Raw genomic sequence first — 23,129 nt, 5'->3', positions numbered from 1 at the left:
ATGTTTACTTACTTATTTAACACCAATTAAGGTTTGCTTGTTTTGTCATATTATTCTCTATTCTGTTGTTAATGTCCTTTTTGTTTCATCTACTTATTTATCTCGTAGACAAGATTTATAATACCATATGAAATGGTTTTCGTCAACTATTTTTTTATTTTTTTATAATTTTTTTGTTTTTTTTATTTTTTGTATTGAAAACATTAATCTTTCTAAAAAAATAAAATTTAAATTTTATTTTTTTATTTTTGATTTAAGAAGTTTTTTAATTTTTTATTCTAATCTTTAATCACACTATATATTGTGCTATTTTTATTTTTTACCACTATATTTTCCTATTTCTTTACTAATTTTTACATATATAATAATGAAGTAAAATGATAAATAATTTTTCTAATAAAAAAAGCCAGCAGTAATTTAAATTAATCTGCCAGCTCTTTTTTAATAATTTTCATCTAAAACTTTTTCTATATATTTTTTTATAGTATTCAAATATAAAACTTTTGACTTCTCTTTCATTGTAAGAAGAAATGTCTCTGATACTTTTGCTTCTTCAGAACAAAGTTTTAATGCTTTTTCTTCAACTTTTAATTTTTCATAATCATCAAGTTTCTCAAATTCTATGAGAATATCTCTAGGAATTCCTACTTCATCTTTTAAATCTCTTATTGCATTCGTAAGAGTTTTAGCTTTTATTCCTTTTCTTGCTTGCTTTATTTTTCTCTTACTTATTATAGTCTTTTCTTTAACATCATTATTAAATAACTGAAGATTTTGCTTTGGAGTATCTGATTTATAAAGATTTTTCAAAACTCCGTTTATATACTGTACTAAAGTAGTTTTTATACTTTTATTAAGATTCTTATAAATTATTTTTAGTACTTCTACTGCTATTTCTTCTCCATCTTCATTGTATATTTTTCTTATTTTAGTGTCAGTTCTTTTATCCCATGACCTTGAGATATAGATATTTCTTTTAGCTTTATGAATAAGAGCCACTATATTTTCAGGAAGATCTTCATAAGTTTCAACTTTTTTAGTTCTACTTACAGATTTTCTTACTATCTTGTTAGTTTTTTCTTCTTTAGAAACAATTGTATCCTTCACTTCTATTACTTCTGCTTCTTCCATAGCTTCATAATCAAATTCAGAATATTTTGAATCATCTTCTTCAATTATAACTTCTTTTTCTTTTGCTAAAATGCTTTTTTTAGAAATAGAATTTTTTGATTTATTTTCAATAAATGTTGAAACATGGCATTCTCCATCTTTTTCAGGATTAAAACTATAATTTATATAATAAGTATTTTCTTTTTTTTCTTCTTCATAAGAAAATTCTTTTATATATCCCAATTCTTGAAGAACCTCATATGCTTTAAGAACCCTTTTTAAAACTTGTTTTGCACGGCTTAAAATATATGTTTTCATCTGCCCGTTTTTATTTGGTCTTTCTGTTTCTTGCTCCATTTTTAGAGGGATAATAGCTGCAAGAGTACGCAGATTTATTTTTCCTTCCATGGTTTCATATCTTATTTTGCTTATATATTTATATATTCTTCCTGCTATGGGATCTTTTGTTAAAATTTCCATAAGAGCTCTGGAATTATATTTAATATACCTTTTATCTTTAATTTTTTTTCTTATGTTTTTATTAAGAATCACACGGTAATAAACTTTTTTTCCTTTTTTTAGTTTTTGATAAGTTAAAAGTTTAAATTCTTCATCTTCAAATTTATATTTTCCAAATTTTGTATGATTTGAAACTATGAATTGATACTCTGTGCTCTTTAAGTTTTTAAGTGCCTGCTCAACTTTTGTATAATAAGCCCTATTCATTTTATTTCCAAGGAAATTTACTATAAAGTCAGATATCTCAAATTCAATATACTCGTCTTCTTCATCAATATCTGCTTCTTTCTTTGCTTCATACATAGAAATAAGATAATTATAAATTTTTTCTTCAAAAATAGAAGGCTGATATACTTTATCGTTATTATCTTTTGCTACAAGAGTACAATACATAGTCACTCCTAGATCTTCAAAAGAATACTGAAAGTTAATTCTTTTATTCTGTTTTTGAGGAGTGAAAAAAGGAAATACTATCATTTCTATTGGAATATTTATTATATTTCCCTGAAGATTAAGAAAGTTTCCTGTCTCTTTTATTACAACTTCTCTGACTTCTATATCAGGAAGAGTACTCAACTTCATATCCATTTTCTGAATATCTTCACTAAGAGACCCTGAAGAAATTATATTAAAACTTTCCAAAAGATCAGTTTTGTTTTTATTATCTTCGCCCATAAAAATCTCCCTTAAAACTATAATATGTATATGCCCAATAATAAGCTCGGGAATATATTATAAGGTGAAATATAAATTATTACAAGTTTTTTTTGTTTTAATCTCTATTTTTCTCTTATTCTCTTTATTTTATATGTTTTTATTAAATTTGCATTGAACTTTAATATTTCATATGATATGTATATACTCATTAATAAATTTTAATTTTTACATTTTTTTCCTTGCTTTTTAAGGATTTATGAAGTGGCTCATTATATTTTTCAAACAATATAGAACATTCTAAAATCTTAATTTTACATGTTATATATATTTTTTTATCATGCTTACTGATGTTAATAAAAAATTTTTTTATTATATATTGATTTTTAACACTTGCTTTTTTTACTAAAAATATTTTCTCTTAATTTTCAACGAAAAAATACATGTTTATTTTATGTATATAATCATTAATAATTTTTGTATTATACTATTTCCTTTATTTTCAATAAAAAAGTCATTCTTTTTAAGAAATATATCTTGAAATTTCTAATTTTTCAATGTGTATACTATCAATAATATTTTTTTGTTTTATTAAATCATTTATTTTCAAGAAAATTTATAGACTCAAAAAACAAAATTATAATAAAATCAATATATTTTTTTATGTATATGATCATTAATATTTTTTTTTTGCTTTATTATATTTTTCAGCTCTTTTTTGCTGAAAATCTTATAACTTGGTCTATACATTAAACAATAAACTAATAAACAAAAAACAACTGCTTAAAAACATGTTGGTTATTTTTATTTTTTGTATAAGTTTTTTTTGAAAATCAATAATATATACTTGACAAAATTGGAATAATCTTCTAAAATATTTATCTGTAATGTAGAATATTTTAGGAGGTGAATATATAAATGGCAAAAGCAATCGGAACATACCAACCAAATACTAGAAAATATAAAAAAGACCACGGATTTAGAGCTAGAATGAAAACTAAAGGTGGAAGACAAGTATTAAAAAGAAGAAGAGCAAGAGGAAGAAAAAAATTATCAGCATAAAACCCGGTGTTATAACTCACCGGGTTTTTTGAAAATAAGTAAAAAATAAGAGGAAGCATAATGGAAAAATTGGTAAAAAATGAACAATTTCAGAAAGTTTATAATTTCGGAAAAAAAGGTTATGGTTATTACTCTCTTATTTTTTTTGCTAAAAATAATTTGGAATATAACAGATGCGGATTTGTAGCAAGCAAGAAAATAGGAAATGCTGTTTGTAGAAACAGAATAAAAAGATTATTCAGAGAATATTATAAAAATAATGAAAAAAATATAAAAACAGGATATGATCTTATTTTTGTTGGTAAGAAAAATGCAGGAGAAAAATTTAAAGAATTAAAATATCAGGAGATGGAAAATGATATTAAAAAAATTCTTAAAAAAAGTGGTCTTACAGCCGATTAACTGTGTTAAATTTGTTTTGAAAAAAATAGTTTTACTTTTAATAAAATTTTATCAAGTTTGTATATCCCCTTTTTTAGGGAGAAACTGCAGATTTATTCCCACTTGTTCAGCTTATACCTATGAAGCAATAGAAATCCATGGTATAATAAAAGGTGTTTATCTGGGAATAAAAAGGATTTTAAAATGTCACCCTTATCATGAGGGAGGATATGATCCAGTTCCACCGAAAAATAAAAAATAATAAATGAGGAGAGAAGAAGAGGATGAGTTTTTTATATGGTATATTTGAAAAAATATTGGTAGCTATTTATGGAATGACAGGAAGTTTTGGTTTGTCAATAATACTTTTAACAATACTGATTAAAATTGTTTTATTACCTTTTACATTAAAACAAGATAAATCTATGAAGGAAATGAAAAAACTTCAGCCTAAAATAGATGAATTAAAAGATAAATATAAAAATGATCCACAGTTATTAAATCAAAAAACAATGGAATTATATAAAGAGCATAAAGTTAACCCTGCAGGAGGTTGTCTTCCTCTTATAATTCAGCTTCCTATATTGTGGGCTTTATTTGGTGTATTAAGAAAAGAAGGAGTTGTTCCTGATGAGGCATTTTTATGGTTCTCACTTGTAACTCCTGATCCGTTCTTTATACTTCCTATATTAAACGGAGCTGTTTCTTTTGTGCAACAAAAACTTATGGGAACTAGCAATAACCCTCAAATGAAAAATATGATGTATATTTTCCCTATTATGATGATATTTATTTCTTATAAAATGCCAGGAGGATTACAGTTATATTGGTTAACTTCAAGTGTGACAGGAGTTATACAGCAGTATTTTGTAATGAACAGAGGAGAGTAGATTTTAATGACAACAGAAATCATAGAGATAAAGGCTATGTCTATTGAAGAAGCCAAAAAAAGAGCTATGAGAGTTTTGGATATTCAGGAAGATCAGATTTTAAATACAGTTGAAAAAGTAAAAAGCAAATCATTTTTTGGATTTTTTGCTAAAGAAGGAACTTATGAGATAGAATATACTGAAGAAAAAAAATCTGAAGAAGTTAAAAATACAGCAAAACCTAAAAATATAGCAAGAGATTTAAGAAAAGAAAGAGCTGAAAAAATGGCTCTTGAAAAAGAAAAAGAAGTTTTAAAAAATGAAAAATTAAAAGAAAAATTAGTAGAAAAACCACTACATAAATATGAAACAAAAGAAATAATAAAAGAGAAAAAAGATATTCCTGCTGATGAAGAAAAGGTTTCAGAAATAATAGAAAAGTCAAAAGAACTTTTAGAAAATATGGGGCTTAATCTTAATGTAGAATTTTTAAGAATGGATGGAAAAAGCTATATTATAAATCTTTCAGGTGAAGATAAAGGAATTATAATAGGTAAAAAAGGAAAAACTTTAAATAGTTTTGAATATCTTTTAAATTCACTTATAAAAGATGCAAGAATAGATATAGATGTTGAAGGATTTAAAGAGAAGAGAACAGATACTCTTGTAGAACTTGCAAATAAGATGGCAATGAAAGCTATAAAAACAAAAAGAGTAGTAAGACTTAATCCGATGCCTCCTAGAGAAAGAAAAATAATTCATGAAATTATAAATAAATATCCTGAATTAGACACTTTCAGTGAAGGAAGAGATCCTAAAAGATATATTGTTATTAAAAGAAAAAAATAGTTATATTATAAAATTTAAAGAGGTGATGTATGATGTTTGATACAATCGCCGCCATATCAACTCCTAGAGGAGAGGGAGGAATAGGTATAGTAAGAATTTCTGGAAAGGAAGCTCTTGATATACTATGTGAAATATTTAAACCAAAATCTAGCAGAAATGTATCTGAACTTAAAAGTTATACTATAACATATGGTCATATTTATGACGGAGATAAACTTATAGATGAAGTTTTAGTATCTTTCATGAAAGGGCCTCGTACATATACAAGGGAAGATATAGTTGAGATTAATTGTCATGGTGGATATATTATTACAGAAAGAGTACTAGAATTAGTACTAAAAAAAGGTGCTAAACTTGCAGAACCTGGTGAATTTACTAGAAGAGCATTTTTAAATGGAAGACTTGACCTTACTCAGGCTGAGTCTGTTATGGATATAATACATGGAAAAACAGAAAAAAGTATAACTTTATCTTTAAATCAATTAAGAGGAGACTTAAAGGAGCAGATTGCTGTTTTAAAAAAGCTTCTTTTAGATGTTGCAGCTCATGTAAATGTTGTTCTTGATTATCCTGAAGAAGGAATAGATGATCCTCTTCCAGCTAACTTAAGAGGAAATCTTGATACAGTTATATCTACAACTTCAAAACTTATAGCATCTTATGATAAAGGTAAGATGATAAAAGAAGGAGTGAAAACTGCAATTGTAGGAAAACCAAATGTAGGAAAATCAAGTCTTTTAAACTCAGTTCTTAGAGAAGAAAGAGCTATTGTAACAAGAATAGCAGGAACAACAAGAGATACCATTGAAGAAATAGTAAATATCAAAGGAATTCCTCTTGTTATGATAGATACAGCTGGAATAAGAGAAACAGAAGATGAGGTTGAAAATATAGGAGTTCAAAAATCAAAATCTCTTATAAAAAATGCAGACCTTGTGCTTTTTGTTTTAGATGCTTCAAGAGAACTTGATAAAGAAGATATAGAAATCTATGAGAGAATAGAAAGTGATAAAGTTATTGGAATACTTAATAAAATTGATATTGAAAGAAAAATAGACATTAAAAATTTAAGTAAGGTAAAAAAATGGATTGAAATATCTGCTCTTGAAAAAATAGGAATAGAAGATCTTGAAGATGAAATTTATGAATATGTTGTATCAGGACAGGTTGAAGATAGTTCAGAAAAACTTGTTATTACAAATGTAAGACATAAATCAGCATTAGAAAAAACTAAAAAAGCAGTTGAAAATATTCTTGAGACTATAGATATGGGATATCCTATGGATCTTATAGCAGTTGATTTAAATGAAGCTCTTGATTCTCTTTCAGAAGTAACAGGAGAGATATCAAATGAAGATCTTTTAGATCATATTTTCAGCAATTTCTGTGTAGGAAAATAATTTTAATCTTGGGACTGACTCAGAATTATATATTTGAGTCAGTTTCTTGTTTTTATAGTTTATTAAATGTATATGGATATAAATAAAAAAATTTTTTTAAAAATTTATTATTTTTTTATATGTGTATATAATCAATAATAAAGATTTAAATTTATGATTTTTTAAGGAGAAAGAAGATGAATTATATATATGATGTTGTTGTAGTAGGAGGAGGACATGGAGGAGTAGAAGCTTCTCTTGCATCGGCAAGAATAGGAAGAAAAACTTTACTTGTAACTATGTCTCTTGATTCAATAGCTATGATGTCTTGTAATCCTTCAATAGGAGGTCCTGGAAAAAGTAATCTTGTTGCTGAAATGGATATTCTTGGAGGAGAAATGGGAGTTCATACTGATAAGTATAATCTTCAGCTTAAGGATTTAAATACAAGTAAAGGACCTGCAGCGAGAATAACAAGAGGACAGGCAGATAAATATTTATATAGAATAAAAATGAAAGAACTTCTTGAAAAAACAGAGAATCTTGATATTCTTCAAGACTGTGTTGAAGAAATTATTACTGATGATAAGAATAAGATAACAGGGGTAAAAACTGCTCTTGGAATAGAAATAAAAGCAGAGGCTGTTGTACTTACAACAGGTACTTTCTTAAAAGGAAGAATAGTAATAGGAGATGTTAAATATGTAGCAGGAAGGCAAGGAGAAAATTCAGCTGAAAAACTTTCTGACAGTTTAAGAGAACATGGAATACATATTGAAAGATATCAAACAGCAACACCTCCTAGAGTGGATATAAGAACTGTTGATTTTTCTAAAACAGAAAGACTTGAAGGAGAAAAACATCCAAGATATTTCTCAATATTTACGGAGAAAGAAGAAAATAGTGTTGTGCCTACATGGCTAACTCATACAACTGAAGAAACAGTACAAGTTGTAAAAGATCTTTTAAAATATTCTCCAATTGTATCTGGAATAATAGAAACTCATGGACCAAGACATTGCCCTTCTCTTGACAGAAAAGTTCTTAATTTTCCAGATAAAACAAACCATCAAATTTTCTTAGAACTTGAATCGAGAGAATCAAATGAACTATATATAAATGGTCTTACAACAGCTATGCCTCCTTTTGCACAAGATGCAATGTTAAAGACAATAGCTGGTTTAGAAAATGCAAAGATTGTAAGATATGGATATGCAGTTGAATATGATTATGCTCCTGCTTATCAGCTTTATCCAAGTCTTGAAAGCAAAATAGTTGAAGGACTTTTTATGGGAGGACAGATAAATGGAACATCAGGATATGAAGAAGCAGCCTCTCAGGGATTTATAGCAGGGGTAAATGCAGCTAGAAAAACTCTTGGGAAAGAACCAGTAATAATAGATAGAAGTGAAGGATACATAGGTGTCATGATAGATGATATAATTCATAAAAGAACACCAGAGCCTTACAGAGCTCTTCCTTCTCGTTCAGAGTATAGATTAACTCTTAGATTTGACAATGGCTTTATGAGACTTTTAGATAAGGCTGAAGAGATAGGAATTGTATCTCCAGAAAGAATAGAATATCTAAAAAAAGCAAAAGAAAATGTTGAAAAAGAAGTTAAAGTTTTAAAAGAATTAAAAGTTCCAATGAGAACAGCAAATGATATACTTGAAAAATATGGATGTGAACAAAGACTTACTAAAGGAACAACAGCTAATGAAGTATTAAAGTTCAAAGAGATTACTTATGAAAATCTAGCTAATGAACTTGGAATAGATATTTCATCATATCCTAAGTTTGTAACAAGTCAGATTGAAACAATAACAAAATATGATATTTTTATAAAAAGAGAAAATGAGCAGATTGAAAAATTTAAAAAATTAGAAGGAATAATGATTCCTAAAGATTTTGATTTTACTTCTGTAAGAGGAATATCAAACATAGCAAAAGCTGGTCTTTGTGATGTTAAACCTATTTCAATAGGTGAAGCAAGCAGAATAAGTGGAGTTACAGGAAATGATATAGCTCTTCTTTTAGCTCATATAAATATGAAAAAATAAAAATAAAAAACTGCTGTATAATATGAAAATATACAGCAGTTTTTTTAATTAAAAAAATTATTATTGATTATATACATATATACTTTATTTTTATTTAACAATTTTACAAAATAAAAACAGGAACTTTGAAAAGTTCCTGTTTATATAAACAATATATTACTATTTTGCATTTTTAACTTTTTCTTCAAGAATTTTTCCAACTTTGAATTTTACTACTTTTTTAGCTTTGATTTTCATTTTTTTACCAGTCTGAGGATTTCTTACTTCTCTTGCAGCTCTTTCAGTAACTTCCCATTTTCCCCATCCTACGAAACCTACAGAGTTTCCTTTTTCTAGATTGTCTTCAACTGTTTCTAAAAATAGATTAACTATTTTTTCAGCTTCTTTTTTTGTGTATTCCCCTCTTGTTGCGATGTCTTCTACAAATTCTTTTTTTGTCATTGTTTCCATCCTCCTTAAAATAAGCTATACAACAAATAATACATCTATATTTAGATATATAACCCATATTTTGAAAAAAGTAAATACTTTTTTTGATATTTTTTACTGTTTTGATTTAAAAATAAATTTTACAGTTTTTTTACATTAAATTTATCTTAGGTTAACAGAAAAGAATTATAATCATTTTGTAAAATAAAAAATTAAAAATTAAGGTAGTTTAAGGAGGATTAAAAATGACAATCAGAAAAAGTATTATAATGCTTGGAATCGTTTTAGCTGGAATGGGAGCATATGCAAAGTCATCTGTGGTACAAATTAAAGGTTCAGATACAATTTTAAATGCTTCTCAGGCAATTGTTGAGGAATATATGAAAACTAATAAGAAAGCAAGAATAGCAGTTACAGGAGGAGGATCAGGAGTAGGAATAGCTTCTCTTATAAATAAAACTGCTGACATTGCAATGGCATCAAGAAATATTAAAAGTTCTGAAGTTGAAGCATTAAAAAAAGAAGGAATAAATATAGATGAAGTTGTATTAGGATATGATGGAATTACAGTTATTATAAACCATGGAAACCATATTAAAGATTTAGATACAAAAACTCTTGCAGGAATCTTCTCTGGAGAGATAACTAACTGGAAAGAATTAGGAGGAGACGATGCTAAAATAGTAGTACTTTCAAGAGATTCTTCTTCAGGAACACATGCTTACTTCAAAGAAGAAGTTTTAAGAGGTGGAGATAAGAAAAGTGTAGTTGAATATGGACAAGATACACTATATATGCCATCAAACCAAGCTATTCTTCAAGAAGTTGCTAAATCAAAATATGCAATTGGTTATATAGGTATGGGATATATGAACGACACTGTTGATTCAGTTGCTGTAAATGGAGTTAAACCTACATTTGAAACTGTTGCAAATAAAACATATCCAATAGCAAGAGAAGTATTCTGGTATGTTGATTCAGCAAGAGATGGAGTAACAAAAGAAGTTGTAGACTTTGCTGTATCTGGTAAGGGACAAGAAATTGTAAAAGAAGAAGGATTTGTTCCAGCTCATTAATCAGCCCATTCAAAAACTTAATATAGATTTACACCTAAAAGGGACTGTTGAAATTCAGCAGTCTCTTTTTCTTTCATATGAACAGTAATAAAAATTTATTTTTATCTAAATGCATCAGTCCCATTTTTTATAAAAATATGATATAATTAATATGATAAAAATTTTTTTAAAGACTTTTATTTTATAGAAATATGAAAATATTCAGGAGGTAAGTTTTGTCTCTTTTAAGAAAAATACAATCTCATGTAAAAGAATATGCAAAAATAATTTCAAGTGTTGTTGAATGTGAAGTTGAAATAGTTGATGAAGAAATGATAAGAGTTGCTGGAACAGGTATATTTGAAAAAGAAGAAAATAAAATTTCAAAAGGAGCTATATATAAAGATGTACTTTTAACAGGAGAAAGTCATGTAATTGAAGATCCAAGTACTCATCCTCTGTGTAAAGAATGCAGTATAAAAAATAGCTGTCATGAAAAATTAGAAATATCTGCTCCAATTTTATATAAAGATAAAGTTATAGGAGTAATAGGACTTGTTTGTCTTTCAGATAAAATAAAAAATAAGGTTTTAAAAAATATAAGTTCACATTTAAGATTTACAGAACAAATAAGTGATTTTATTTCAGGGAAAATTTTTGAGTTTGAAGAAGCTATTGAAAAAAAAGAAAGAATGGATATTTTAAGCCAGATTATAAATAATTTTGATAAATGTGTTCTTGTTCTTGATTATGATGGAAAAATAATTGATGCAAACGATTCTGCAATTAGAGAATTAAGAATAGGAACAGATTTCAGAAATAATTCTAGAAATATAAATATTATTCAAAAAAATGAAGTTATTTTTGGAAAAGATGTTTTTTCAGCAGAAATTGAAAAAAAGAAATATACTCTTGTTGGAAGTTTACTTCCAATTTCATCTTTTACAAATAAAGAGTATAAAATTTTTCTTTTTAATAACTACAGTAAGACAAATGAAGAAATAAGTAAAATAACAGTAGCTGCTAATCCAATAAGCATAGAAGACATTATAGGAGATTCAGAAGCTGTTATAGATTTAAAAGAAAAAATAAAAAAAATAGCTGATACTCAGTCAACAGTTCTTATAACAGGAGAGAGTGGAACAGGTAAAGAACTTATAGCAAGAGCTATACATAGTTGCAGTAAGCGTTCTAAAAAACCTTTCATAGCTATAAATTGTGGAGCAATTCCAGATTCACTTCTTGAAAGTGAACTTTTTGGATATGTAAAAGGAGCTTTTAGTGGTGCAAGTTCTGAGGGAAGAGTTGGTAAATTTGAATTAGCAAATGGAGGGGTAATTTTTCTTGATGAAATAGGTGAAATGCCTTTTTATCTTCAGGTAAAGCTTTTGAGAGTTTTACAAGAAAGAAGTATTGTAAGAATAGGATCAAATAAATTAATAAAGTTGGATATAAGGGTTATAGCAGCAACAAATATGGATTTAAAGCAAAAAATAAGAGAAAAAAGTTTAGAGAAGATCTTTACTATAGGCTTAATGTTATTCCTTTAAGAGTACCTCCTCTTCGTGAAAGAGATGAAGATATTTTTTTAATAATGAGAATTTTAATGGAAAAATATAATAAAATATTTAATAAAAATGTTCATTCAATAGATAATGAAGTAATTAAAATAATGAAAAATTATTTGTGGCCAGGAAATGTAAGAGAACTTGAAAATGCAGTTGAATTTATGATAAATATGTCTGATGAAAGAGGTATAATAACAAAAGATATGATTTATGAAAATATAGTAAACAATTGTATTACAGAAAATATAAAATACGAAGAAGATATGGAACTGATTACTTTAGAAGAAAGTGAAAAACTTCTTATAAAAAAAGCTCTTTCAATTTATGGAAGTGATACTGCAGGAAAAAATCTTTGTGCTGAAAAACTAGGAATAGGAATAGCAACACTTTATAGAAAAATTGATAATTATATGTCTAGGTTTATTTAGGGCATATTTGAATTTATTTTTTTATTCTAATAACTTTTCCAGCAAGAACTTCATTTTTTTTGTAATTATCAATTAAAACTTTTCCATTGACAATAATATGACTAATTCCTTCAGGGAATTGAATTGGATCAATAAAAGTTCCTTTATCAATAGTTGTATTTTCATCAAATATAACTATATCAGCAAAGTATCCTTCTTTTAAAAGCCCTCTGTTTTCTATTTTGAAAGTTTTTGCAGGTTTATGTGTCATTTTATAAACAGCTTCTTCAAGAGACATAGCCTTCATTTCTCTTACAAATTTTCCTATAACTCTTGGGAATGATCCATACACTCTTGGATGAGGTTTTCCTGCAAGAAGTCCGTCAGTACAGATATTGCTTTCCTCTCTTGTCATAAAAGTTACTACATGTTCGTCTTTACCATAGTAATCATACATTCCAACTGCATTTTCTTCTTCTTTTAGTAAGTCAAACACAGCATCAAATTTATCTTTTCCTCTCATTTCAGCAATTTCAAGAAGATTTTTACCTATACAATCTTCATTTGCTTTTGTTTTTACAGATGTAACATATATTCCATCAAATCCAGCAAAATCTATAAAGTTATCCCATCCAGGTATACCATTTTCAATATCATGTTTCATTTTTTCTCTGTCAGTAGGGTTTCCAAGTCTTTCAACAAGTTTATCTGTTCCTCCTGCATGAGCCCAAGGTGGAATAATTACTCCAAGCATTGTACTTCCTGCAACATATGGATATTGATCGTAAGAAATTTCAATACCTTCTTCTTTACATTTATCAAGAAGTGCTACAATATCTTTTATCAAATGCCAGTTATTTTTTCCACAAATTTTAAAGTGAGAGAAGTGAATTTTAACTCCGCTTTCTCTTGCTATAGTTATAACTTCTTCCATAGATTCTATCATAGTATCTGCTTCACTTCTTTGGTGGATAACAAGTGGTCTGTCAAATTCAGCTGCAATTTTACAGATTTCAATTAATTCTTCTGTAAGAGAATAAGCACACGGAATATAAATAAGTCCTGTAGAAAGTCCAGCAGCTCCTGCTTCCATTTCACGCCTTGTAATATCTCTCATTTTAGCAAGCTCTTCTTTTGTAGCAGGTCTTGCTTCAAGTCCCATAGCTTCCATTCTTATATTTCCATGAGGAACAAGATAAAGTTCGTTAGGTCCACATCCAGTTTTTGACATTAATTCAAGATATTTGTCTGTAGTTTCCCAGTCCCAAGAAAGCTCATCACTATCTCCATCAAGTCCTGCAAGATTTTTTCTCCAAGAACTTATGTATTCTTTTGGAAGAGGAGCCATAGAAATTCCGTCTTGTCCAAGGACTTCTGTTGTAATTCCTTGACGAAGTTTTGGTTCAATAAAAGGTTCAACTAGGACTTTAAGATCTGAATGACTGTGTGTATCAATAAATCCAGGAGAAACTATTTTACCTTGAGCGTCAATGATTCTTTCAGCTTCATTTTCATCAATTTTTCCTATTTTTTCAATTTTTTCTCCATTTATAAGTAAATCAGCATTGTATCTTGTCTGTCTGCTTCCATCAATAATAGTTCCATTTTTTATCAAAATTTTTTCCATATTTAAACTATACCTCCTAGGTTATTTTATTAAAACTTATTTAAAAGGTGTTCAAGAAAGAACACCTTTCAATAAATATTAATAACTTATAAGTATTAACAACTTATTATTTTGCTAAGTATGCTTTTAAGATAGCATAATATCCTTCAGTAACTTTGAAAAGTTGATCTAATTCAATATATTCATCTATTGTATGAGCAAGATTTTCTCTTGAAGGTCCATATCCTATTGTTTTTATTCCAGCTTCTCCTGCATAATGAGATCCATTTGTACAGAAGTTGTAGTGAGTAATTTCAGGATTTTGTCCGATAGCTCTTAATGCTTCAGCAGCTTTTTGAACATATTCTTCTTTTTCTTCATAAACCCAACCTGGAAAGAATCTTTCTCCTATAATGTCATTTCCTGTCCAGCATTTTTCTTTTCCAACAGCATAAGAAACTTTAGCTTTAAGAGTTTCATCTTTTGCCATCATTTCATTTAATAAATTTTGGATAGGAGCAATAACACTTTCTAAAGTTTCTCCTACAAGAAGTCTTCTGTCATAAGTAGCTCTGCAGTAATCAGGCACAACAGATGCTCCAGGGTATGGAGAAGATTTAATGTCAGTAAGTTCAAGGATTCCATATCCAAGAGTTTCGTGATGAGTCATAGGAAGTTTTTGAATTTCACCTATAATATTCATCATTTTATAAACAGCATTTATTCCTTTTTCAGGGTTAGCAGAGTGAGCAGGTTTTCCGAAAGTTTCAACAACTATTTCTCCTCTTCCTCTTTGTCCTATTTTAAGATTTAGTTGAGAAGCTTCTCCGATTATTACATAATCAGGTTTTACATAGTTACTGATTTCTCTTGCAGCAACTCCTTCAAAACATTCTTCATGAACAACACCAGAGAAGAATATTTCTCCTGCAAATTCTCTGTCAAGATCTTGAGCTAAGTATGCTCCAGCAAGAAGCATAGCACAGTCTGCACCTTTCATATCAGATGTTCCTCTTCCATATAATTTTCCATCAATAACTTCTCCAGCAAAAGGTTTTTTAGTCCATTTTTCTTCATCAACAGGAACTGTATCTATATGTCCGTCCATCATAACTTTTGGACCTTCATATTTTCCTTTTATAGAGCAGATAACATTTCCATATTTATCAACATGAACTGAATCATATCCTAATTCTAAAGCTGTTTTCTTTATAAATTCAACAACTTCTTTTTCTTCTCCTGAATAACTTCTTCTTTGAATTAAACCTTGTAAAACTTCAACTAATTGTTCTTGTCTTTCTTTAGTTAACATTTTATTTTTCCTCCTGAAATTTTTAACTCAATAATATATAATTTCTATTTTTGATTTATTTAATTATCTATTGCTGTAAGCTCCGTTCCAAACAACATTTCTATATCCCTCAACATCTGTATCACCTTCAGTGCTTATGCAAAGAATTTTAGAATTTTCATCTATTTTTAATTCTTTCATAAGTTCTGCAAATTCTTCTTTCTTTTCTGATAGAATTGTGAAAAGTCCAAGTCCTACTGCTCCTGATTCTCCAGAAATTACTCTAGTGTCATCACCAAGAGGGCTTGAAAGAACTCTCATTCCTCTTGCAGCTATTTCGTCATCACATGATACAGAGAAGTCAGAATTATCTCTTAAGATTTTCCAGCTTATTGTGTTAGGTTCTCCACAAGCAAGTCCTGCCATTATTGTTGTAAGATCTCCTCCTACATTATGAGGATTTCCATCATTTGCAGCCATTGATTTATAAATACAGTTTGCTCCGTGAGGTTCACAGATAACAGTTATAGGTCTGTCATCTCCATAAAGATGAGCAAGATATCCTTGAACAGCTCCAGCAAAAGATCCTACACCAGCTTGTAAGAATACATGAGTTGGTTTTTCGTCTCCCATTTCTTTTAATTGTTCAATAACTTCATTAATGATTGTAGAATATCCTTGCATAATCCATAAAGGAATTCTTCATATCCATCCCAAGCTGTATCTTGTACCATTATCCAACCATAATCTTCAGCACCTTTATTTGCAAGTCTTACAGCATCGTCATAGTTAAGATCAGTAATAGTAACATCTGCTCCTTCTCTTGCTATTGCATCAAATCTCATTTTTGCAGAACCTTTTGGCATATAAACTACAGATTTTTGTTTTAATCTGTTAGCCATCCAAGCAACTCCTCTTCCGTGGTTACCATCTGTTGCAGTAACAAAAGTAACATCTCCAAGTTGTTTTTTAACTTCATCAGAAATTAAAACATTATAAGGAAGTTCATTTATATTTTTTCCAAGTCTTTTGCTTAAATATTTTCCTATTGCATAAGAACCACCAAGAACTTTAAATGCATTTAGTCCAAATCTTTTAGATTCATCTTTAAGCCATACTTTTTTAACTCCATAATGAGCAGCAAGATTTTTTAAGTCAACAAGTGGTGTAGCTTTGTAATTAGGCAGACTTTTATGAAACTCATAAACATCGTGCATGCTTTGTGCATCAAATCCTATAAGTTCAGATTTTTTATACTGAGAATCTCTGCTTTTTGTATTGTGTACCCATTTTAATAATTCCATCTTAATATTTTCCTCCTGAATTTTTATTATTCACAATTATATAAAGCAAAAAACATACCAACTGCAAAAAAAATGTTTTTGTTTTATTTTCATCTTGTTTGATTTTTTTTAGTTCTGTTTTTTTTAAAAAATTTCCTTATTTTTTCGCAATTTGAGAAATGTATCTCAAATTGCGAAAAAGAATAAAAAGTCTTGAAAATAAAAGATTTTTATAATTTTTTTTATTTTTCTTTCTCATTTTGAGAAAATGAAGTATAATTATATTGCAAATTAATAAAAATTAAAAGAGGAGAATATATGGATTTACTTTTTCAAATAAAAAATGATATTCAAAAATATGCAGAAACAATTTCTCAAATAATAAATATACATGTAGAAGTAATGGATAAAGACTTTATAAGAATAGCTGGAACAGGAGAGCTTAAAAATAAAGTTGGAATGAATATGGAAAAGGAAGCAGGTATTTATAAAAAAGTTTTAAAAACAGGAAAAACAATAGTGATAGTTAATCCAAGAGAAAATGAAGCTTGTTTAAAATGTGTTTCAAAGGAAAAATGCAGAGAAATTCTTGAGGTTTCAGTTCCTATTACTTTTAATTCAGATACAATAGGAGTAATAGGTCTCATATGTTTTGAAGAAAGTCAAAAAAATAATTTTTTGATGAAAAAAAATTATTATATAGGCTTTCTGGAACAAATGGCAGCATTTATAAGTTCTAGAGTATATCAAGAAAATGAAAAAATAATGATAGAAAATAATAATAAGGTTCTTCTTAATGTTGTTGATAGAATTCCAAATGGAATAATAATTACAAATGAACATAATAAAGTTGAACTTATAAATGAAACAGGAACATTTCTTTTTGGAAAATATATTCCTGAAATGAATGTTAAGACAGCAGGAATCTCGGATATTTTTGATAAAAAAGAATTTTTTCTGACATGTAATGACATAACTCATGAAGTGGTTGGAGATATAATAGATTTTCCAACAAATATGGGAAGATTCAGAACTCTTTATATTTTTCAAGAAGCAGAAAAATTCAGAGAATATATTCAACAATTTAATAGTAATTTTGCTAAAGATTTTATATTTACCTCTCCTCAGATGCAGAATGTTTATCTAAAAATACAAAAAGTTGCGAAAACAACAACAACGACTCTGATTACAGGAGAAAGCGGAACAGGAAAGGAAGTAGTTGCAAAATTAATTCATATGAATAGTAATAGAGCAAGTGGGCCTTTTATTCCTGTAAATTGTGGAGCAATACCAGAATCTCTTATAGAAAGTGAATTTTTTGGATATGTGAAAGGAGCTTTTACTGGAGCAAATCCACAAGGAAAAATAGGCTTTTTTGAACAAGCTGATGGAGGAACAATTTTTCTTGATGAAATAGGAGATATGCCTCTTTCTCTTCAAGTAAAGCTTTTAAGAGTGCTTCAGGAAAAAACAATCACTCCTATAGGTTCAAATAAAATAAAAAAAATAGATATAAGAATTATTGCTGCAACAAATAAAAATTTAGAAGAACTTGTAGCTGAAAATAAATTCAGAGAAGATTTATATTATAGACTTAATGTTTTTCCAATATATATTCCTCCTCTTCGTGAAAGACAAAAAGATATTGAAGAGCTTGCAGTTTATTTTGTTGAAAAATATTCTCACCTTTTTAATATTCCATCAAAGAGAATATCAGAGGGAGTAATTAATATTTTTACTTCATATAGCTGGCCAGGAAATATAAGAGAATTAAAAAATATTATAGAATATATAATAAATGTTATTGATGAAAGAGAAAATATAATTTCAGAGAAACATCTTCCTCCAAAACTTGTTAATAATTTTAAAAGTAAAGGGATAAAAACTCTAGCAGATCTTGAAAGAGAAGCCATTAAAAATGTTTTGGAAAAATTTGGGAACTCATCAAAAGATAAAATAAAAGCAGCTAAGGCACTTGATATAAGTCTTGCTACACTTTATAGAAAAATAAAACAATATAATTTAGAAAATTAAAAAAATGGGTTGTTGTAAAGCAAAAATACAACAACCCTTGATTTTTTAGTGTTAAATTCTTTTTTTAGGTGAATAATAAGTATGAAGAAGCTGATGAGCTTCATGGCTTAAAGGCTCTTTTAAATATTTTTTATAAAGTTCTATAATATATGGATTATCGTGTGATTTTCTTATAATTTTTCCTGAATCTATTTTTTCAAGCCCTTTTATTCTTTCTTTTACAATTTCAAAATTTCCATAATGGAAAGGCTGTCCTCCACCACCAACACATCCACCTTTACATGCCATAATTTCTATTGCATGGAGAATTTCTTCGCCTTTTTCAATTTTATTAAGAAGTTCTCTTGCTGCTCCAAGACCATTTACCACACCTATTCTTAATTTTATTCCGTTTACAGGAATTTCAGCAATTCTTATTCCTTCTATTCCTCTGAATTGTTCAAAATCAACTTTTTCAAGTTCCTCTCCAGTAACAAGTTCATATAGAGTTCTTGTAGCAGCTTCAATTACTCCTCCTGTTTTTCCAAATATGTCAGCAGCTCCTGTTGAATATCCAAGAGGATTATCAAATTTACTTTCAGGTAAAGTTCTTAAATCTATATTTGCTTGTTTTAAAAGGCTTGCAATCTGGCGTGTTGAAATTGAATAATCAACATCTGGAATACCACCATCTTTAAATTTATGTCTTGAAGCTTCATATTTTTTAGCAAGGCAAGGCATTATAGAAACACAAATAATTTTTTCTTTGCTTATTCCATTTTCTTTTGCCCAAATATTTTTTGCTACAGCTCCAAACATCTGCTGAGGAGATTTAGCAGTAGAAAGATTTCCTAAGAAATTATGAAAATGATGTTCAGCAAATTTTACCCACGCAGGACAACATGAAGTTATAAGAGGAAGTTTTACAGATTCTCCAGCAAGATATTTTTCAAGTCTTTCTTTAAGCTCGTTTCCTTCTTCCATAATAGTTAAATCAGCTGCAAAGTTTGTATCAAAAACATGACTGAAACCAACCATTTTTAAAGCTGTAACAAGTTTTCCAGTAAGATCTTCTCCTGGGGCAAATCCAAATTCTTCTCCTATAGCAACTCTTACAGCAGGAGCAACCTGTACTATAACTTTATTTTCTTTATTACTTAAATCGTTAAAAAGCTGTTTAGTATAATCAGTTTCATGTAAAGCTCCAACAGGACATACAGCAACACATTGACCACAGTTTGTGCAGATTGTTGTTTCAAGATTTTGTTCAAAAGCTGTTGCCATTGAAGCATTGAATCCTCTGTTTATACTTGAAAGAACACTGCATGTTTGAATATCACGGCACATTGTTTCACATCTTTTGCAAAGAATACATTTATCAGCATCTCTTATTATTGATGGTGAATATTCAACTCTGTTATTTGTCTTTTTACCTTTGAATCTGATTTCTCTTATTCCAAATTCAATAGCCAGTTTTTGAAGATCACATTTTCCATTTTTTTCACAAAGTAAGCAGTCTGATGGATGGTCAGAAAGCATAAGTTCAAGAATAGTTTTTCTTTCTTTTATAACTCTTAAAGAATTTGTTGTAATTTCCATTCCTTCAGAAACAGGAGTGGAACAAGCAGCAGCAAGATTTTTTCTTCCTTTTACTTCAACAACGCATATTCTGCAAGAAGAACAGTTATTTTTATATCCTATTTCTTTCATATGAAGATGGCAGAGACTTGGAATTTTTATTCCCACAGACTTTGCTGCTTCAAGAATAGTTTGCCCGGCTTTAGTTTCCACATCTATGCCGTCAATTTTTATATTAATAAGTTTTTTCATTAAATTTTCCTCCTATGCAATTTCTATCGCTTCAAATTTACAGTTTTCATAACATGCACCACATTTTATACATTTATTTTGATCTATAATATGAGGTGTTTTTACTTTACTTTCTATTGCATGAACAGGGCAGTTTCTAGCACAAAGAGTGCAGCCAATACATTTGTTTTGATTAATTTCATATTTAATAAGTTTTTTACATTGTTTTGCTGGACAAGTTTTATCTACTATATGAGCAACATATTCGTCATAAAATTTATTTAAGGTTGAAAGAACAGGATTTGGGGAAGTTTGTCCAAGTCCACAAAGAGCAGTGTCTTTTATTGTAGTAGAAAGCTCTCTTAAAAGTTCTAAATCTTCCATTTTTCCTGTACCATTTGTAATTCTTTCAAGAATTTCCTGAAGTCTTGTATTTCCTATTCTACACGGAGTACATTTTCCACATGACTCATCAAGAGTGAATTCAAGATAGAATTTTGCTATTGAAACCATACAATCGGTTTCGTCCATAACAATCATTCCTCCAGAACCCATCATTGAACCTTTTTCAAGTAAGGTATCAAAATCTATAGGAGTATCTAGGTCTTGTTCAGTCAGGCATCCTCCAGATGGTCCTCCAGTCTGTACAGCTTTAAATTTTTTATTTTTCTTAATTCCATCACCTATATCAAATATAACTTCTCTTAATGTAGTTCCCATAGGAACTTCCACAAGACCAACATTATTAACTTTTCCTGCAAGGGCGAAAACTTTTGTTCCAGGAGACTTTGGAGTTCCAATACTTCTAAACCATTCTGCTCCATTCAAAATAATTTTTGTTATATTTGCAAAGGTTTCAACATTATTAACATTTGTAGGTTTTCCCCAATAACCAGCTTCAGCAGGGAAAGGAGGTTTTGTTGTAGGTTCTCCTCTTTCTCCTTCCATTGAGTGAATAAGAGCAGTTTCTTCTCCACATACAAACGCTCCTGCTCCAAGTTTTATGTCTATATCAAAAGAAAATTTTGAGCCTAAAATATTTTTTCCTAAATATCCATTTTCCCTTGCATCTACAATAGCCTTTTCAAGTCTTGATACAGCTATTGGATATTCAGCTCTTATATATATAAGTCCTTTTGAAGCTCCTACTGAGTATCCACAGATTGTCATTGCTTCAAGAATACCATGTGGATCTCCTTCAAGAATTGATCTGTCCATAAATGCTCCAGGGTCTCCTTCATCAGCATTGCATACAACATATTTTTGATTGTTTACGGCTTTTTTTGTAAATTCCCACTTAAGACCTGTTGGGAATCCTCCTCCACCTCTTCCTCTAAGACCAGAGTCTTTTATAACTTTTATGACATCATCAGGAGTCATTTCTTTTATAACTTTTTCAAGAGCTTTGTATCCATCATGTGCAATATAGTCATTAATATCTTCAGGATTTATGAATCCGCAGTTTTTAAGAGCGATTCTTACCTGTTTTCTATAAAACTGCATATCTTTTCCATCGTGAATTTTTTCTTTTGTTCTCGGATCTATAAAAAGAAGTCTTTCTACAACTTTTCCATTTACAAAATGACTTTCAATAATCTCTTCAGCATCTTCAGGTTTCACTTCTATGTATAAAACATTATCAGGAAGAATTTTAACGATTGGACCTTTTTCACAAAATCCAAAACAACCTGTTTTTTTTACATGAACTTCTTTTTCAAGTCCGCTTGCAGTTATAAATGCTCTAAGATTTTCAATAATTTGCTCACTTTTTGAAGAAAGACAGCCAGTTCCACCACAGACTAAAATTTCTCTATTCATAAAGACCTCCTGTTGCTTTTTCAATTTCTTTTTCTTTGTATTCAGCTAAAATTTTTTTAATATCTTTTGTTTTTTCTTTTCCATAAACTTCTTTTCCTATCATAACAACAGGTGCAAGTCCACAGGCTCCTACACATCTAAGACAGTCTAAAGAGAAAAGTCCATCTAAAGTTGTTTCTCCTACTTCTATTTTAAGGAAATCTTTTATATCATTTAAAACTTTTTCAGCCCCTCTTACATAACAAGCTGTTCCCATACATACAGAGATAGGATATTTTCCTTTAGGAACCATGGTAAAAAAATGATAGAAACTTACAACACCATAAACTTTTGATATAGGAAGATCCATTTTTTCAGCAATGAATTCCTGTACTTGAGCTGGTAAGTATCCAAATATATCCTGAGCTTTGTGAAGTACACTTATAAGGCTTCCTTTTTTTTCAGGAAGTTCATTTATAAATTCTTCCAATTTTTTAAAACATTCTTCTTTTAAGATATTATTGCAACTCATAATTTCCTCCTTAAACCTAAAATAACTTTTATGTGATTATACAATAACTATACTATAAGTTCAATATTAAAATTAAATATATTTTTTAAGAACAAATTAAAATAAAAATTTTTTATCATTTTGATAAAAAATGAAAGAAGAAAGATTAGAAAAAAAGATATTTTAAAAAAATTATCAAAAAGATAAAAGAAAAAATTATCACTTTGATAAATGTAAAATTTATTTTCATAAAGAATTTTTTATAAAAGATTTCCTAATTTATCTTAAAAAGATGGATAATATTTGAAAATTATCAAAATGATAACACAGAAATGATCAAAATTTAAGGTAATTAATAATAAATTTATTTATATTATCAAAATGATAATATAAATAATTATCATTTTGATAAAAAGCCAGATATAAGTGTTTATTAAATGGAGCGAATCATATATATTTTTTATTTATTGAATT

18 protein-coding genes and 1 pseudogene are annotated in these 23,129 nt (G+C 28.5%); 11 read left to right on the top strand and 8 right to left on the bottom strand.

Annotated elements, in window-relative coordinates:
- Positions 1–441 precede the first annotated feature (441 nt).
- Positions 442–2,304 carry a chromosomal replication initiator DnaA gene (locus I6E17_RS05775; protein ID WP_176828875.1) on the bottom strand — a complete coding sequence of 621 codons (1,863 nt, stop codon included), beginning with the start codon at positions 2,302–2,304 and terminating at the stop codon, positions 442–444.
- Between the two features lie 897 nt (positions 2,305–3,201).
- Here I6E17_RS05775 and rpmH point away from each other — a divergent pair.
- The 7 genes from rpmH to mnmG all read left to right on the top strand — a co-directional run bounded on the left by rpmH (position 3,202) and on the right by mnmG (position 8,886).
- Positions 3,202–3,345 (top strand): 50S ribosomal protein L34, encoded by a 144-nt coding sequence (rpmH, locus tag I6E17_RS05770; RefSeq protein ID WP_176828874.1) that lies wholly within the window; start codon positions 3,202–3,204, stop codon positions 3,343–3,345.
- Between the two features lie 60 nt (positions 3,346–3,405).
- Positions 3,406–3,747: a ribonuclease P protein component gene (rnpA, locus tag I6E17_RS05765; RefSeq protein WP_176828873.1), complete on the top strand. Its 342-nt coding sequence runs from the start codon at positions 3,406–3,408 to the stop codon at positions 3,745–3,747.
- A 16-nt stretch (positions 3,748–3,763) separates the two neighbouring features.
- The gene (yidD, locus tag I6E17_RS05760; protein ID WP_176828883.1) at positions 3,764–3,988 is read left to right on the top strand and encodes a membrane protein insertion efficiency factor YidD; all 225 of its coding nucleotides are present in this window, start codon (positions 3,764–3,766) and stop codon (positions 3,986–3,988) included.
- Between the two features lie 22 nt (positions 3,989–4,010).
- Positions 4,011–4,616 (top strand): YidC/Oxa1 family membrane protein insertase, encoded by a 606-nt coding sequence (locus I6E17_RS05755; RefSeq protein WP_176828872.1) that lies wholly within the window; start codon positions 4,011–4,013, stop codon positions 4,614–4,616.
- Between the two features lie 6 nt (positions 4,617–4,622).
- Positions 4,623–5,444, top strand: a complete 822-nt coding sequence (locus I6E17_RS05750) for a protein jag (RefSeq protein WP_235236129.1) — start codon at positions 4,623–4,625, stop codon at positions 5,442–5,444.
- A 29-nt stretch (positions 5,445–5,473) separates the two neighbouring features.
- Positions 5,474–6,844, top strand: a complete 1,371-nt coding sequence (gene mnmE, locus I6E17_RS05745) for a tRNA uridine-5-carboxymethylaminomethyl(34) synthesis GTPase MnmE (RefSeq protein ID WP_176828871.1) — start codon at positions 5,474–5,476, stop codon at positions 6,842–6,844.
- A gap of 176 nt (positions 6,845–7,020) precedes the next feature.
- Positions 7,021–8,886 (top strand): tRNA uridine-5-carboxymethylaminomethyl(34) synthesis enzyme MnmG, encoded by a 1,866-nt coding sequence (mnmG, locus tag I6E17_RS05740; protein ID WP_176828870.1) that lies wholly within the window; start codon positions 7,021–7,023, stop codon positions 8,884–8,886.
- A gap of 159 nt (positions 8,887–9,045) precedes the next feature.
- On the opposite strand, the gene I6E17_RS05735 is transcribed toward mnmG, so the two are convergent.
- Positions 9,046–9,327 carry an HU family DNA-binding protein gene (locus tag I6E17_RS05735; RefSeq protein ID WP_176828869.1) on the bottom strand — a complete coding sequence of 94 codons (282 nt, stop codon included), beginning with the start codon at positions 9,325–9,327 and terminating at the stop codon, positions 9,046–9,048.
- Positions 9,328–9,560: 233 nt separating this feature from the next.
- Between I6E17_RS05735 and I6E17_RS05730 the strand changes: the two genes are divergently transcribed.
- The 3 genes from I6E17_RS05730 to I6E17_RS05720 all read left to right on the top strand — a co-directional run bounded on the left by I6E17_RS05730 (position 9,561) and on the right by I6E17_RS05720 (position 12,366).
- Positions 9,561–10,391 (top strand): PstS family phosphate ABC transporter substrate-binding protein, encoded by an 831-nt coding sequence (locus tag I6E17_RS05730; RefSeq protein ID WP_176828868.1) that lies wholly within the window; start codon positions 9,561–9,563, stop codon positions 10,389–10,391.
- Positions 10,392–10,606: 215 nt separating this feature from the next.
- A complete protein-coding gene (locus I6E17_RS05725; RefSeq protein ID WP_235236128.1) occupies positions 10,607–11,920 on the top strand; it encodes a sigma 54-interacting transcriptional regulator in 1,314 nt (437 codons plus the stop codon).
- Positions 11,921–11,964: 44 nt separating this feature from the next.
- Positions 11,965–12,366, top strand: a complete 402-nt coding sequence (locus tag I6E17_RS05720; RefSeq protein ID WP_235236127.1) for a hypothetical protein — start codon at positions 11,965–11,967, stop codon at positions 12,364–12,366.
- Between the two features lie 13 nt (positions 12,367–12,379).
- Here the strand turns inward: I6E17_RS05720 and I6E17_RS05715 are convergent, their stop codons facing one another.
- The 3 genes and pseudogenes from I6E17_RS05715 to dpaL form a co-directional block, all read right to left on the bottom strand.
- Entirely contained in the window at positions 12,380–13,972 is a 1,593-nt protein-coding gene (locus I6E17_RS05715; RefSeq protein WP_235236126.1) for an N-acyl-D-amino-acid deacylase family protein, read from the bottom strand.
- A gap of 106 nt (positions 13,973–14,078) precedes the next feature.
- Positions 14,079–15,263 carry a YgeY family selenium metabolism-linked hydrolase gene (locus tag I6E17_RS05710; RefSeq protein WP_235236125.1) on the bottom strand — a complete coding sequence of 395 codons (1,185 nt, stop codon included), beginning with the start codon at positions 15,261–15,263 and terminating at the stop codon, positions 14,079–14,081.
- A gap of 63 nt (positions 15,264–15,326) precedes the next feature.
- Positions 15,327–16,546, bottom strand: a pseudogene (dpaL, locus tag I6E17_RS05705) (diaminopropionate ammonia-lyase).
- A 297-nt stretch (positions 16,547–16,843) separates the two neighbouring features.
- On the opposite strand from dpaL, the gene I6E17_RS05700 reads away from it, so the two are divergent.
- Entirely contained in the window at positions 16,844–18,559 is a 1,716-nt protein-coding gene (locus I6E17_RS05700; protein ID WP_235236123.1) for a sigma 54-interacting transcriptional regulator, read from the top strand.
- Between the two features lie 51 nt (positions 18,560–18,610).
- Here I6E17_RS05700 and I6E17_RS05695 read toward each other — a convergent pair whose 3' ends face one another.
- From I6E17_RS05695 to I6E17_RS05685, 3 genes are read right to left on the bottom strand one after another with little or no spacing between them, the layout of a single operon-like run.
- Positions 18,611–20,368, bottom strand: a complete 1,758-nt coding sequence (locus tag I6E17_RS05695; protein ID WP_176828862.1) for an NADH-dependent [FeFe] hydrogenase, group A6 — start codon at positions 20,366–20,368, stop codon at positions 18,611–18,613.
- Between the two features lie 12 nt (positions 20,369–20,380).
- Positions 20,381–22,165: an NADH-quinone oxidoreductase subunit NuoF gene (locus I6E17_RS05690; RefSeq protein ID WP_176828861.1), complete on the bottom strand. Its 1,785-nt coding sequence runs from the start codon at positions 22,163–22,165 to the stop codon at positions 20,381–20,383.
- A complete protein-coding gene (locus I6E17_RS05685; protein WP_235236121.1) occupies positions 22,158–22,676 on the bottom strand; it encodes a complex I 24 kDa subunit family protein in 519 nt (172 codons plus the stop codon). Before I6E17_RS05685 ends, I6E17_RS05690 begins: the two co-directional genes overlap by 8 nt.
- Positions 22,677–23,129: the final 453 nt, after the last annotated feature.

The organism is Fusobacterium perfoetens, from assembly GCF_021531595.1.
GTDB lineage: Bacteria > Fusobacteriota > Fusobacteriia > Fusobacteriales > Fusobacteriaceae > Fusobacterium_B.
The sequence above is the reverse complement of the archived record's forward strand: the minus strand, read 5'-3'. Positions and strand labels throughout refer to the sequence as shown.

What these genes read in the sequence shown, in the direction of transcription:
- I6E17_RS05775 (WP_176828875.1), bottom strand. Translation starts at nt 2,304, where the DNA reads ATGGGCGAAGATAATAAAAACAAAACTGATCTTTTGGAAAGTTTTAAT.
- rpmH (WP_176828874.1), top strand. Translation starts at nt 3,202, where the DNA reads ATGGCAAAAGCAATCGGAACATACCAACCAAATACTAGAAAATATAAA.
- rnpA (WP_176828873.1), top strand. Translation starts at nt 3,406, where the DNA reads ATGGAAAAATTGGTAAAAAATGAACAATTTCAGAAAGTTTATAATTTC.
- I6E17_RS05755 (WP_176828872.1), top strand. Translation starts at nt 4,011, where the DNA reads ATGAGTTTTTTATATGGTATATTTGAAAAAATATTGGTAGCTATTTAT.
- I6E17_RS05750 (WP_235236129.1), top strand. Translation starts at nt 4,623, where the DNA reads ATGACAACAGAAATCATAGAGATAAAGGCTATGTCTATTGAAGAAGCC.
- mnmE (WP_176828871.1), top strand. Translation starts at nt 5,474, where the DNA reads ATGATGTTTGATACAATCGCCGCCATATCAACTCCTAGAGGAGAGGGA.
- mnmG (WP_176828870.1), top strand. Translation starts at nt 7,021, where the DNA reads ATGAATTATATATATGATGTTGTTGTAGTAGGAGGAGGACATGGAGGA.
- I6E17_RS05735 (WP_176828869.1), bottom strand. Translation starts at nt 9,327, where the DNA reads ATGACAAAAAAAGAATTTGTAGAAGACATCGCAACAAGAGGGGAATAC.
- I6E17_RS05730 (WP_176828868.1), top strand. Translation starts at nt 9,561, where the DNA reads ATGACAATCAGAAAAAGTATTATAATGCTTGGAATCGTTTTAGCTGGA.
- I6E17_RS05720 (WP_235236127.1), top strand. Translation starts at nt 11,965, where the DNA reads ATGAGAATTTTAATGGAAAAATATAATAAAATATTTAATAAAAATGTT.
- I6E17_RS05715 (WP_235236126.1), bottom strand. Translation starts at nt 13,972, where the DNA reads ATGGAAAAAATTTTGATAAAAAATGGAACTATTATTGATGGAAGCAGA.
- I6E17_RS05710 (WP_235236125.1), bottom strand. Translation starts at nt 15,263, where the DNA reads ATGTTAACTAAAGAAAGACAAGAACAATTAGTTGAAGTTTTACAAGGT.
- I6E17_RS05700 (WP_235236123.1), top strand. Translation starts at nt 16,844, where the DNA reads ATGGATTTACTTTTTCAAATAAAAAATGATATTCAAAAATATGCAGAA.
- I6E17_RS05695 (WP_176828862.1), bottom strand. Translation starts at nt 20,368, where the DNA reads ATGAAAAAACTTATTAATATAAAAATTGACGGCATAGATGTGGAAACT.
- I6E17_RS05690 (WP_176828861.1), bottom strand. Translation starts at nt 22,165, where the DNA reads ATGAATAGAGAAATTTTAGTCTGTGGTGGAACTGGCTGTCTTTCTTCA.
- I6E17_RS05685 (WP_235236121.1), bottom strand. Translation starts at nt 22,676, where the DNA reads ATGAGTTGCAATAATATCTTAAAAGAAGAATGTTTTAAAAAATTGGAA.